Source organism: Streptomyces sp. NPDC036764 (assembly GCF_055609385.1).
Genome location: NZ_JBVJPT010000005.1, coordinates 414,278 through 426,985 on the forward strand (window position 1 = coordinate 414,278; position 12,708 = coordinate 426,985).

11 protein-coding genes are annotated in these 12,708 nt (G+C 68.4%); 3 read left to right on the forward strand and 8 right to left on the reverse strand.

Features of this window, described 5'->3' with window-relative positions; all coding sequences use genetic code 11:
* Window positions 1-21 precede the first annotated feature (21 nt).
* Together ACZ69Q_RS22575 and ACZ69Q_RS22580 are read left to right on the forward strand one after the other, a co-directional pair.
* Window positions 22-1,065 (forward strand): ABC transporter ATP-binding protein, encoded by a 1,044-nt coding sequence (locus ACZ69Q_RS22575; RefSeq protein ID WP_471044581.1) that lies wholly within the window; start codon window positions 22-24, stop codon window positions 1,063-1,065.
* A 231-nt stretch (window positions 1,066-1,296) separates the two neighbouring features.
* Entirely contained in the window at window positions 1,297-2,358 is a 1,062-nt protein-coding gene (locus ACZ69Q_RS22580) for an amidohydrolase family protein (RefSeq protein ID WP_471044584.1), read from the forward strand.
* On the opposite strand, the gene ACZ69Q_RS22585 is transcribed toward ACZ69Q_RS22580, so the two are convergent.
* The gene (locus tag ACZ69Q_RS22585; RefSeq protein WP_471044586.1) at window positions 2,355-2,906 is read right to left on the reverse strand and encodes a GNAT family N-acetyltransferase; all 552 of its coding nucleotides are present in this window, start codon (window positions 2,904-2,906) and stop codon (window positions 2,355-2,357) included. The two genes, ACZ69Q_RS22580 and ACZ69Q_RS22585, sit on opposite strands and share 4 nt — an antisense overlap.
* Window positions 2,907-2,930: 24 nt before the next feature.
* A complete protein-coding gene (locus tag ACZ69Q_RS22590; RefSeq protein ID WP_471044589.1) occupies window positions 2,931-3,320 on the reverse strand; it encodes a VOC family protein in 390 nt (129 codons plus the stop codon).
* A gap of 50 nt (window positions 3,321-3,370) precedes the next feature.
* On the opposite strand from ACZ69Q_RS22590, the gene ACZ69Q_RS22595 reads away from it, so the two are divergent.
* Window positions 3,371-4,111, forward strand: a complete 741-nt coding sequence (locus tag ACZ69Q_RS22595) for a class I SAM-dependent methyltransferase (protein ID WP_471044591.1) — start codon at window positions 3,371-3,373, stop codon at window positions 4,109-4,111.
* Here ACZ69Q_RS22595 and ACZ69Q_RS22600 read toward each other — a convergent pair.
* The 6 genes from ACZ69Q_RS22600 to typA form a co-directional block, all read right to left on the reverse strand.
* Window positions 4,108-5,232: an ABC transporter ATP-binding protein gene (locus tag ACZ69Q_RS22600; RefSeq protein WP_471044593.1), complete on the reverse strand. Its 1,125-nt coding sequence runs from the start codon at window positions 5,230-5,232 to the stop codon at window positions 4,108-4,110. The two genes, ACZ69Q_RS22595 and ACZ69Q_RS22600, sit on opposite strands and share 4 nt — an antisense overlap.
* A 37-nt stretch (window positions 5,233-5,269) precedes the next feature.
* Complete coding sequence (locus tag ACZ69Q_RS22605; protein WP_471044595.1) at window positions 5,270-6,331, reverse strand: ABC transporter ATP-binding protein; 1,062 nt, start codon at window positions 6,329-6,331, stop codon at window positions 5,270-5,272.
* A gap of 33 nt (window positions 6,332-6,364) precedes the next feature.
* Window positions 6,365-7,345 carry an ABC transporter permease gene (locus ACZ69Q_RS22610; protein WP_030967465.1) on the reverse strand — a complete coding sequence of 327 codons (981 nt, stop codon included), beginning with the start codon at window positions 7,343-7,345 and terminating at the stop codon, window positions 6,365-6,367.
* Between the two features lie 107 nt (window positions 7,346-7,452).
* Window positions 7,453-9,261 carry an ABC transporter substrate-binding protein gene (locus ACZ69Q_RS22615; RefSeq protein ID WP_471044598.1) on the reverse strand — a complete coding sequence of 603 codons (1,809 nt, stop codon included), beginning with the start codon at window positions 9,259-9,261 and terminating at the stop codon, window positions 7,453-7,455.
* 63 nt (window positions 9,262-9,324) lie between these two features.
* Window positions 9,325-10,359: an ABC transporter permease gene (locus ACZ69Q_RS22620; protein ID WP_471044600.1), complete on the reverse strand. Its 1,035-nt coding sequence runs from the start codon at window positions 10,357-10,359 to the stop codon at window positions 9,325-9,327.
* Window positions 10,360-10,795: 436 nt separating this feature from the next.
* Window positions 10,796-12,703: a translational GTPase TypA gene (gene typA / locus ACZ69Q_RS22625; RefSeq protein ID WP_471044601.1), complete on the reverse strand. Its 1,908-nt coding sequence runs from the start codon at window positions 12,701-12,703 to the stop codon at window positions 10,796-10,798.
* Window positions 12,704-12,708 lie beyond the last annotated feature (5 nt).

Consider the following 12,708-nt stretch of genomic DNA (forward strand, 5'->3'; position numbering starts at 1 on the left):
ACGAGACGGGACTTCACCATCATGAGCAACGCGCAACCGCTCCTGGACGTCAGCGGTCTGACCAAGCACTTCCCCATCAAGGGCGGCTTCCCGATCAAGCGCACGGTCGGTGCCGTCAAGGCGGTGGACGGCCTCGACTTCCAGGTGGCCGAGGGCGAGGCCCTCGGGCTGGTCGGCGAGTCCGGCTGCGGCAAGTCCACGACGGGCCGGCTGATCACGCGGCTCCTGGAGCCGTCCGGCGGCAAGGTCTCCTACCGCGGCCAGGACATCACCCACGCGGGCCGCAAGCAGCTCGCGCCGATCCGGTCCGAGATCCAGATGATCTTCCAGGACCCGTACGCGTCGCTGAACCCGCGCCAGACCGTCGGAAAGATCATCTCCGGCCCGATGGAGATCAACGACATCAACCCGGCGGGCGGCCGCGAGAAGCGCGTCCGTGAGCTGCTGGAGATCGTCGGTCTGAACCCCGAGCACTTCAACCGCTTCCCGCACGAGTTCTCCGGCGGCCAGCGCCAGCGCATCGGCGTCGCCCGCGCGCTCGCCCTGGAGCCGAAGCTCATCGTCGCGGACGAGCCGGTCTCCGCCCTGGACGTCTCCATCCAGGCGCAGGTCGTCAACCTGCTCCAGAAGGTCCAGCAGGAACTCGGCATCGCCTTCGTCTTCATCGCCCACGACCTCGCCGTCGTACGGCACTTCTCGCAGCGTGTCGCGGTCATGTACCTCGGCAAGATCGTCGAGATCGCCGACCGCGACGACCTGTACGGCAACCCGCGCCACCCGTACACCCGGGCGCTGCTGTCCGCCGTGCCCGAGGCGACCGTGGACGACGTCCCCCGCGAGCGCATCCGCCTCCAGGGCGACGTCCCCTCCCCCATCAACCCGCCCTCCGGCTGCCGCTTCCGCACCCGCTGCTGGAAGGCGACGGAGAAGTGCGCGAGCGAGGCGCCCCCGCTGGTCCAGGTCGAGGGCAACAAGCCGAGCCACCTGACGGCCTGCCACTACCCGGAGACGGACGAGACGGTCCCCGCGCAGCGTCTCGCCAAGGACCCCCAGCCGGCGGCCTGACACACCCCTTTTCGTCGGTCGCCGTGCACGGAACGGACCTTCTCCGGCCCATTGACCCGAGCCCTTGAACGTCCGGTTCCAGGGGACCGAGGGCCCGCGCCTCCCCGGCGCGGGCCCTCTCCCTTTTCCGCACCCGGATACCGGGAGCCATGGTGAACCGGGTCGCGTCGTTGGCCGAGAACGGCAGGGAGCGCACGGCAACTGCCGTACTGGTCGGCTAGGTTGAGGCGCGTGGCCCTTCACCTGCGCGGCACCCTTCTTCCCGACGGCAACGTCCGGGACCTGTGGATCCTCGGCGACCGGATCACCTTCGAGCGCCCTTCGGTCGAGGCGGAGACGGTGGCCGACGGCGGGTTTCTGCTGCCGGGGCTGGTGGATGTGCACACGCATCCGGGGTCGGCGTCCGAGGACGAGCCGCGCTGGGATCCGCAGGCGTTCGGCGAGCAGATCGCCGCGCACCGGGACGCCGGGACGACGGCGTTGCGGTTTCCGGGGCTGCTCGGGGAGATCCCGGAGAGCCTGCGCGAGGCCCCGGACGCGCCGCGCATGGTCACGGCGGGGCGGTGGCTGGCGTGGGCCGGGCTCTCGAAGAACGCCGACTTCCACCTGGTGACCGACGACCTCGTCGCCTCCGCCGTCGCCGAGGCGAAGGCACACGACGGCTGGTGCAAGCTGATGGGTGACTGGGACTACGAGGCGGACCCGGTGCCGTACGACCTCCTGCGCGCGGTCGTGGACGCGGTGCACGCGGCAGGGGGACGGGTCGCCGCGCACTGCCAGTCGGCGCAAGGGGTGCTCAACGCCGCTCGCGCGGGGGTCGATTCGATCGAGCACGGGATGGCGATGCCCGAGGAGTGCGTGGAGCTGATGGCCGCGCACGGGTCGAGCTACGTCCCCACCCTCACCGCCTTCGCCCGCCGGGCGCCCCAGATCATCGACAACCCGCGCGGCCGGCTCTGGCACGAGGGCCACGGCATCATGATCCGCCGGGTACGCGAGGCCCATGACGCCGGCGTCACCGTCCTCGCCGGCACCGACTCCGCCCCCTTCGGCAACGTCGCCACCGAGGTCGAGCACCTCATCGCCGCCGGGCTGCCCGCCGACGTGGCCGTCGGCGCGGCGAGTTGGACGGCCCGGGAGTTCCTGGGCCTGCCGGGCCTGACCGAGGGCGGTCTCGGCGACGTCACGGTGTACGACGCGGACCCGCGACGGGAGCCGGCGATGCTGCGACACCCTCGCCGGATCGTGCTGCGCGGACGCGTCGTGCGCCGGCCACCGCTGCCGCAGGCCTAACGCCCGCGCTGCGTCCACTCCTCGTGGAGCATCCCGAACAGCACGCTGTCGTACCAGGCTTCGCCCACCCGGACGGCGGCCCGTCGCCGTCCCTCCTCGACGAACCCGACCCTGCGGAACGCCCGCATGGCGCGTTCGTTGCCGCTCCAGGTGTCGAGCTCGATCCGGCGCAGCCGGCAGGCGCCGAACAGATGGCCCACCAGGAGCTCCAGGGCCTCGGAGCCGTAGCCGCCGCCCCAGCGGTCGCGCTCACCGATGGTGATCCCGACCGTGGCCCGTCCGGTGAACGGGTCGAGGTCCCGGTAGTCGGCCATACCGATCGGCCGCCCGTCGGCGAGGTCCTCCACGGTGAACGTCGACTCACTGCGGGGGTTGTCCCGCAGCCGCGCCTCGTGAAACCCCGCCACGGCCTCCCGGGTCACCGGCCCGAACAGCGGATCCCCACCGGTGGCCCAGTGCACCACCTCCGGATCGTTCCGCCACCGCACATGATGGTCGAGATCCTCGGCGCGCAGCGCGCGAAGCCGGACAAGCTTGCCTTCGATCATCACGTGATCATAAGGAAGCCGCCCTCATCCGGCACCCACCACCAGCTCCACCTCGAACCCGTCCGTGTTCTCCAGGTACGCCGCACAGTGCTCCGGTCCGCCCGCATGAGGATGCCGGTCCGCGAAGAGCAGCCGCCAACCGTGCTCGGCCGCCGCCTCGACCAGCGCGTCGAGGTCGGTGCGGTCGCCGGGGACGTGGAAGGCCAGGTGGTTGAGCCCGGGGCGCAGACGGTCGTGGTGGTCCGCCGTCATCGCCGGGGACTGCTCCACGACGACGTACGTCTCCCCCGCGCGCCAACTGCGACCCGTCGGCCAGTCCTGGTGGGGTACATGGCCCAGCCGTTCCAGCAGCCACCCCCACGACGCCACCGCCCGGTCCAGGTCCGGCACCCACAGTTCGACGTGATGCAGCAACTCCTCTGCCTCCCCCTCGCGTTGCGCTTCCGTGTGGCAGACTTCCGCGCGTGGTCGATCGTTCGTTCGCGGATCTCTCGCTCGCCGCGTTGTACGACATCCTCAACCCGTGGGGGCCGGGTGACGACTTCTACCTCGGGTATGTGATGGGTGCCGGCGCCGTGCTCGATGTCGGGTGCGGGACGGGGCAGTTGCTCCGGCGGGCCCATGACGACGGGCATCGCGGGCGGCTCGTGGGACTGGATCCCGCCGCCGCCATGCTCGTACAGGCCCGGCGGTGCGGCGACGGGGTCGATTGGGTGCTCGGGGATCTGCGGACGCGGTACTGGGCGCAGGAGTTCGATCTCGTCGTGATGACCGGGCACGCCTTTCAGGTGCTGCTCTGCGACGAGGAGGTGCGTGCCGCCCTGGAGGCGGTGCGCGGCGCCCTGCGTCCCGGTGGCCGGTTCGTGTTCGAGACCCGGAACCCCAAGGCGCGGGCGTGGGAGGGCTGGACGCCCGAGCGGGTACGGGAGGTGACGGACCCGGACGGGTCCGCCGTACGGGTGTGGCACGAGGTGGAGCGGCCCGTCCTCGGGGACCGCGTGACGTTCACGGAGACCTTCGACAGCGACACCTGGCAACGCCCCCGCGTCAGCCGCACCACCTTGCGCTTCCTCGGCCACGACAACCTGAACCGCTTCCTGCACGCGGCCGGGTTCACCGTCGTCGGGCAGTACGGCGACTGGGGGCGAGGCGCGCTCACCCCGGCCGCCTCCGAGATCATCACCGTGGCCGAGGCCGGGTCCTAGTCTTCGCCGGCCCCCTCCTCCAGCGCCGCCAGCGCCGGATCCAGCACGATGTCCTCGTCCCGGGCCTCGATCGTCGGCTCCTCCGGGAAGTGGCATGCCGTCAGATGGCCGGTGTGGTTGCCGGAGATCTGGATCAGCGGGGGCTCCTCGCTCGCGCACTTGTCCTGCGCCTTCCAGCAGCGGGTGCGGAAGCGGCAGCCGGACGGCGGCGAGATCGGGGACGGCACGTCACCGGCCAGCCGGATCCGCTCCCGCCGGGCCGCCTCCTCACCGGCCACGTTCACCTCGGGCACCGCCGACAGCAGGGCGTGGGTGTACGGGTGCCGGGGGCGGGTGTAGATGGAGTCGCGGTCGCCGACCTCGATGATCTTGCCGAGGTACATGACCGCCACGCGCTGCGAGAAGTGCCGTACGACGGCCAGGTCGTGGGCGATGAACAGGAACGCGATGCCGAGCTCCTGCTGCACCTTCTGGAGCAGGTTCACCACCTGCGCCTGGATGGAGACGTCCAGGGCGGAGACCGGCTCGTCCGCGACGATCAGCTTCGGCTCCAGGGCCAACGCCCTTGCCACGCCGATGCGCTGGCGCTGGCCGCCGGAGAACTCGTGCGGGAAGCGGTTGAAGTGCTCGGGGTTCAGACCGACGATCTCCAGCAGTTCCCTGACCCGTTTCTCCCGGCCGCCCGAGGGCTCGATCCCGTTGATCTCCATCGGACCCGAGATGATCTTGCCGACGGTCTGTCGCGGGTTCAGCGAGGAGTACGGGTCCTGGAAGATCATCTGGATCTCGGACCTGATCGGCACCAACTGCCTGCGTGTGGCGTGCGTGATGTCCTGGCCGCGGTAGGAGATATGGCCGCTCGTCGGCTCCACCAGCTTGGTGATCAGCCGGCCCGTCGTCGACTTGCCGCAGCCCGACTCCCCCACCAGCCCGAAGCTCTCGCCGACGTGGACGGTCAGGTCGATGCCGTCCACCGCCTGCACCTGGCCGACCGTGCGGCGGATCGGGAAGCCGCCCTTGACCGGGAAGTGCTTGACGAGCTTCTCCACCACCAGCAGTGGTTCGCCGGACGCGTCGGTGGCGGCCTCGCGGGGAGCCGGGAGGACGAGGTCCTCTGTCATAGCCGTAGTCCTCCTCAGACGTGGCTGATCGGGTGCGCTAGCCGAGCCGTGGCTTGATCTCTTCCACGAAGATGGTCCGCTTCTGGTCCGCCGTGAGATGGCAGGCCGAGGCACGGTCCGGGCCGAGCAAGGGGACCTCGGTGACGCAGCGGGTGCCGCCGACCCGGTCCTGGAAGGTGCAGCGGGGGTGGAAACGGCAGCCGGAGGGCGGCCGCAGCAGCGACGGCGGCGTGCCCGGGATGGGCGCGAGCGGGGTGTTCGGGTCGGAGTCGAGCCGGGGCATGGAGTTCAGCAGGCCCCAGGTGTACGGGTGTTGCGGCGCCCGCAGCACCTCGTCGACCGTGCCCCGCTCCGCCGCCCGGCCCGCGTACATCACCATGATGTCGTCGGCCATGTCGGCGATCACCCCGAGGTCGTGGGTGATGAAGACGATCGCCGAGCCGAACTCCTGCTGGAGGTCCTTCAGCAGGTCCAGGATCTGGGCCTGGACGGTGACGTCCAGCGCGGTGGTCGGCTCGTCGGCGATCAGCAGGTCGGGGTCGCAGACCAGCGCCATCGCGATCATCGCGCGCTGGCGCATACCGCCGGAGAACTGGTGCGGATAGTCCTTCGCCCGCTGCCGCGGGTTGGGGATGCCGACCTTCCCCAGCATGTCCACCGCCCGCTCCCAGGCGGCCTTCTTCGAGGTGCGCATGTGCTTCATGTAGGGCTCGGCGATCTGCCGGCCCACGGTGTAGTACGGCGACAGCGCGGTGAGCGGGTCCTGGAAGATCATGGCGACCTTGTTGCCGCGCAGCTTCTCCAGCTCGGACTCGCGGGCCGTGGTCAGTTCCTTGCCGTCCAGCAGGATCTCGCCCTCGACGGTGGTGAACATCGGGTTGTGCAGGCCGAGGATCGTCAGGTTCGTCACCGACTTCCCCGAACCCGACTCGCCCACGATGCCCAGCGTGCTGCCGCGTTCCAGGTCGAAGGAGAGCCCGTCGACGGCCCGTACGACGCCGTCCTCGGTCCGGAAGCTGACGTGCAGGTCCCGCACCGAGAGGAACGCGCCCTCGCCGGCCGGGACCGGGGCGCCGGCCTCCTTGGTCAGAGTGGTCACGTCAGTGCTCCTCAGCCTGTTCCTCAGCGCGGCCTAGGCCAGCCGCACACGCGGGTCGATGAAGGCGTACGTGGCGTCGACGACGATGTTGCACAGCAGAATCATGGTGGCGGAGAACAGCATCACGCCCAAGAGGAGCGGCAGATCGCTGAAGAACACCGACTCCACCGCCAGCCGGCCGATCCCGGGAAGTCCGAAGGTGTACTCGGTGATGATGGCGCCGCCGAGCAGCGAGCCGAGGTCGATGCCGAAGATGGTGACGATGGGGATCAGCGAGCCGCGCCAGGCGTAGCGGAAGAAGACGTACCGCCGGGACATGCCCTTGGCGCGGGCGGTGCGTACGTGTTCCTCCTGGAGCTGTTCGATCATCGACGAGCGGGACATACGGGTGTACTGCGAGGCGAAGATCGTGGACAGGACGACCCAGGGGATGATCAGGCCCGTGAACCAGGCCCCCGGGTTCTCGGTGAGCGGGTTGTAGGCCGGTTTGTCGAAGAGCTGGGTCTGGTAGACGAGGATCGCGAGGGCCAGCGGGCCGAGGAAGTAGATCTGCATCGAGCTGATCACCATCGCGCCGGCCGTGAAGGACTTGTCGACGAGCGTGCCGCGCTTCCAGGCGGCGACCAGGCCGGTGCCGAGGCCGACGATCAGGAAGCAGACGGCCCCGCCGAGGGTGAGCGAGATGGTGGTGGGCAGCCGGTCCATCAGGGTGCCCCAGACCTGCTCGTTGGAGTGGTACGAGTAGCCGAAGCAGGGGGCGGGGCAGGGGCCCTGGGCGAAGTCGTCGCTGCCCGAGACGAGGTTGGTCAGGAAGATCCAGTACTGCTCGGGGATCGGTTTGTCGAGGCCGAGCACCCGGTGCAGGTTCTCCAGGTTGGCCGGGGTGCACGTCTTGCCGCACATCAGCAGCGCCGGGTCGCGCGGCATCCCGAAGAACAGCAGGAACGCGACGATGCTCAGCAGGAAGAGGATGATCACGGCGCCGAGGGACCGGCGGACCAGGAAGCGCAGCATGGCAGGCAGCTCTCAGACGTCGGCGGGCTCTGGGGGCCTGTCCGGCGGCACCCGGTGCGCCGTCCCCGAAAGCGAGGGCGGACGCACCGGATGCCGGGCGGGCGGGGTTACTTGACGTACAGGCGGCGCGGGTCGACGCCGGCGATGATGTCGTCGTAGACGAGCCCGCCGACCTTGGTACCGGCGATCTGGGTCTGCTTGTAGTACGCGGTCGGGACGATGTTGACGACGTCCTTGACCAGGTACTCGTTGAGCTTGCCCCACTCCGCCGACGCCTTGGCCGGGTCGGTGATCTTGTTGATCCGGTCGATCTCGCTGTTGACCTTGGGGTCGTTGACCTGCGAGTAGTTCTGCGCGCCCTCGGCGATTCCGCGGCCGTCGTACAGCGGCGGGATCACGGTCGAGGCGGACGGCCAGTCGGCGCCCCAGGCGGTGTGGAAGATGTCGTAGTTGTTGTCCAGCTTGCTGACCTGGTCGTAGTAGGTCTCGGCCGGGATCTCCTGGCGCTGGACGTCGAAGCCGGCCTTCTCCAGGCCCGCCGCCATGGCCGTGGAGTACTGCTGGCCCTCGGGGGTGTTGATGTAGCCGAAGGTCAGTTTCAGACCGGTCTTGCCGGCCTCCTCCAGGAGCGCCTTGGCCTTGGCCGGGTCACCGGCGGGCTTCTTCTTCTTGCCCCACGGGTCGAAGGCGGGGTCGTAGCCGGTGACGGTCGGGCTGATGATGCCGCCCGCGACCTCCATCGCGTCGGTGCCGCCGTAGGCACGCACGAACGGCGTGACCGGGAGGGCGTAGGCGATGGCCTGGCGGACCTTGATGTCCTTCATCTCAGGGTGGGCCAGGTTGATGTTGATCTGGCCGACGTAGGGCTGGAAGCCGGAGACCGTGCGGGACTTCATCTTCGGGTCGTTCAGGACCTTGGACAGGTTGCCCGCGTCGACCTGGTTGCTGAAGCTGACGCCGGTCTGGTCGGTGCCGCTGTCGGCGAGGAGCGCCTTGGTGGAGTCCTCGTACTGCTGGTTGAAGGTGATGTTGAACTTGTCGACGTACTGGTGCCGCAGCGGGTCGGTGGCCGGGTCCCAGTTCTCGTTCTTCACGAGCACCATCGACTTGCCGGACTTGAACTCCTGGATCTTGTACGGCCCGGTCACGACCGGCTTCTTGTCGTACTTCTCCTTGGTGTCGCCCTTCTCGGAGACGACGGCGTAGCCCGTCATCGCGAGGGCGTACGGCAGGTCGGCGTGCGGCTGCTTGAACTTGAAGACGACCGTCTTGTCGTCCGGGGTCTCGATGATGCTGTCCGGCAGGTGCTTGCCCTTGAACGGGCCGTCCGGCAGCAGCTTGCGGTAGTCGGCGCCCGGCGTGTCGGCGAGCCACTGCTGGATGTACGGCGGGCCCTGGTTGACGAAGGCCGCGAACTGCCGCTCGAAGGTGTGGCGGACGTCGGCCGAGGTGATGGCCGAGCCGTCCTCGAACTTGATGCCGTCCTTGAGCGTGTACTTCCAGGTCTTGCCGCCGTCCGTGGTGGTGCCGGAGTCGGTGGCGAGGTCACCGACGACCTCGTGCTTGCTGCCGTCGTCGCTGGTGGCCTTGTAGCCGGTGAGTCCTCTGTGCAGGAGCTGCGACACGGCCATCTCGTCCTGGACGTAGATCTGTCCGGGATCGAGGTGGGCGTAGCTGTCGCGGGCCAGCACCGAGATGGTGCCGCCGGACTTGGCTCCGGGGACCTCCGCGGCGGGTCCCTTGGAAGCCGCCTCGTCTCCGAACTTGATGGCAGCCTGCTGCCGTTCGGCGTTCTCCTGCTGTTCCTTGTCGTTGCCGCCGCTCTTGCTGCCGCCCTCGCTGCACCCGGTCAGCACCAATGCGCCGGCCGCGAGCACCGAGATTGCCGCGTATGTGTGGCGTCCGCCCCTACTCATCACTCAGTTTCCACCCATCTGTGTGTCACCAGAGCTAAGAAGTGCCAAGTGCCAACCAGGCCGTCAGCGCGCCGTCTTGGGGTCGAAGGCGTCCCTGACGGAATCCCCGAGCAGGTTGAACGCGACGATGAAGATGATCATCGAGATGCCGGGGAAGAACATGTACGTGATGTCGTTCTGCATCACGAGTTCGGTGGACGCCTTGGAGAACATCTGCCCCCAGTCCGGCGTCGGTTCGACGATGCCCACGCCGAGGAAGGACAGACCGGCCTCGGCGGTCACGAAGTTGGGGAGCATGTAGGTGCCCTGCACGAGGATCGGCGTCACCACGTTCGGCAGGATCTCCTTGCGGATGATCCGCCACGGCGGGGCCCCGCTGACCTTGGCCGCGTCGATGAACTCCCGTTCTCGCAGGGCGAGTGTGGTGCCTCTGAGGATCCGTCCGAGGCTCATCCAGCCCAGGAACCACTGCACGAGGATGAGGGCGACCACCCTGACGTAGACGGGGGTCTCGTCGCGCGGGCTGACGAACAGTGAGACCACGACCGGCATGCTGGCGATGAAGAACAACTGCGCCGGGAAGGCGAGCAGGAAGTCGATGATCCGGCTGAGCCAGTAGTCCGTCCTCCCGCCGAGATAGCCGGCGGTGACGCCGAGGACGATCCCGGTGAGGACGGTCGCGAGCGTGACGGCGACCGAGATGCCGAGCGAAGTGCGGATGCCGTAGAGCAACTTGGTGAAGACGTCGTATCCGTTGCCCGGTTCGAGGCCGAACCAGAACTCCCCGCTGATGCCGCCGTTGGGCTGCACGGGCACGCCCGCGCTGTCGAACAGCTCGGGGCGTTCGTCGGCGTACACCGTGTACGGATTCTTGCCGTACAGCCAGGAGATGACCGGGGCGAGCAGGCCGATCAGGAAGAAGAAGAGGACGACGTAGGCCGAGATCACGCCGGTGCGGTCGCGCTTGAAGCGGATCCACATCAACTGGCCGGGAGACCGGCCGACGAGCTCCTCGTCCTCGGCCTTCACCACCGCCGGCGGTTCGCCGTCCGCGATGACCGAGGTCCCGCCACCCTCAATACCGATACGACTTGTCACGTTTCGCCCGTTTCGCTGGTATGGGTATGCCAAAGCGAGGCGTACGGAAGTCCGCAGCCGGACGCGCGTAGGAGGTACTTGCCCCACCCTCCGACACCCCTGACGAAGGATCAGGCAACCGCCTGTGCTCGTGAGTCGGCACTGTCCCCACAGTGCGAGACCCATTGACCCGAGCGCTGCGGCTAACTATCTGGCATGAGCCAACTACCGACCACCGTCTTTAAATCTCAATTCAGTCACAGCTCACGCCTAGATCTTCCAAAATCCGGACAAACTGTTTGCGGGGAGAAGGGCGCGAAACGGACGTGTTACATGGGTATCGTGCGAGGAACTCCGCATTTCGGACATGGGGGCGAGTCTCGGCCACCAAAAAACGGCTTGCAAAAAAGCCCGGGCTCCCCCTAGGTGGGGGAGCCCGGGCTCAGGTGTCCGAGAATCAGCCGTGCTTGGCGCGGCTCGCGGCGCGGGCGCGCTCGCGGGCGTCCAGGTTCACCTTGCGGATACGGACGGCCTCCGGGGTCACCTCGACGCACTCGTCGTCGCGGCAGAACTCCAGGGACTGCTCCAGGGAGAGCTTGCGCGGCGGCACGATCGCCTCGAACGAGTCGGCCGAGGACGACCGCATGTTCGTGAGCTTCTTCTCCTTGGTGATGTTCACGTCCATGTCGTCGGAGCGCGAGTTCTCACCGACGATCATGCCCTCGTACACCTCGGTGCCCGGGTCCGTGAACAGCACGCCGCGCTCCTGGAGGTTCGTCATCGCGAACGCGGTGACGGCACCGGCGCGGTCGGCGACCAGCGAGCCGTTGTTGCGGGTCTGGAGCGCACCGAACCAGGGCTCGTGGCCCTCGTGGATGGAGTGCCCGATGCCCGTGCCGCGGGTCTGCGTCAGGAACTCGGTCCTGAAGCCGATGAGGCCGCGGGACGGCACGACGAACTCCATGCGCACCCAGCCGGAGCCGTGGTTCGACATGTTGTCCATCCGGCCCTTGCGGACACCCATGAGCTGCGTGACCGCGCCCATGTGCTCCTCGGGCACGTCGATCGTCATGCGCTCGACCGGCTCGTAGACCTTGCCGTCGACGTCCTTGGTGACAACCTGCGGCTTGCCGATCGTCAGCTCGAAGCCCTCGCGGCGCATCTGCTCGACCAGGATGGCGAGCGCCAGCTCACCACGGCCCTGGACCTCCCAGGCGTCCGGACGCTCGGTGTCGAGCACGCGGAGGGAGACGTTACCGATCAGCTCGCGGTCCAGGCGGTCCTTGACCTGGCGGGCGGTCACCTTGCGGTCCTTGACCGCGGCCTTGTTGTCGGCGCCCTTGCCGGTGCCGCCACGGCCGACCAGCGGCGAGGTGTTGGTACCGATGGTCATCGAGATCGCCGGCTCGTCGACCGTGATCAGCGGCAGCGGGATCGGGTTCTCGGTGTCGGCGAGGGTCTCGCCGATCATGATGTCCGAGATACCGGCGACGGCACAGATGTCACCCGGGCCGGCCATCTCGGCGGGCTTGCGGGTGAGCGCCTCGGTCATCAGCAGCTCGGTGATGCGCACGTTGGACATGGAGCCGTCGCGCTTGATCCACGTGACGGTCTGGCCCTTGCGCAGCTCGCCCTGCTCGACGCGGAGCAGCGCGATGCGGCCGAGGAAGTTGTCGGCGTCCAGGTTGGTGACGTGCGCCTGGAGCGGCGCCTCCTCGTCGTACTCCGGAGCCGGGACGTGGGACAGGATCGTGGAGAAGAACGGCTCCAGGCTGTCGCTGTCCTGCGGGACCGTGCCGTCCTCGGGCTTGGTCAGCGAGGCCACGCCGTCGCGCGCGCACGCGTAGACGATCGGGAACTCGATCTGGTCCTCGTCGGCGTCGAGGTCGAGGAAGAGGTCGTACGCCTCGTTCACGACCTCGTCGATGCGCGAGTCGGGGCGGTCCGTCTTGTTGATGCACAGGATGACGGGCAGGCGGGCCTGGAGCGCCTTGCGCAGCACGAAGCGGGTCTGCGGCAGCGGGCCCTCGGAGGCGTCGACCAGCAGGACGACCGCGTCCACCATCGACAGACCGCGCTCGACCTCGCCACCGAAGTCGGCGTGGCCCGGGGTGTCGATGATGTTGATGGTGATGACGTCGCCGCCATCCTTGGGGTGGTACTTCACGGCCGTGTTCTTGGCCAGGATCGTGATGCCCTTCTCACGCTCCAGGTCGTTCGAGTCCATCATGCGGTCGTCGAGGGACTCGGCGGCGTGCGCCGCGAAGGCACCGGCCTGCTTCAGCATGGCGTCGACGAGGGTCGTCTTGCCGTGGTCGACGTGGGCGACGATGGCGACATTGCGGATGTCGTGGCGCGTGGCCATATTGC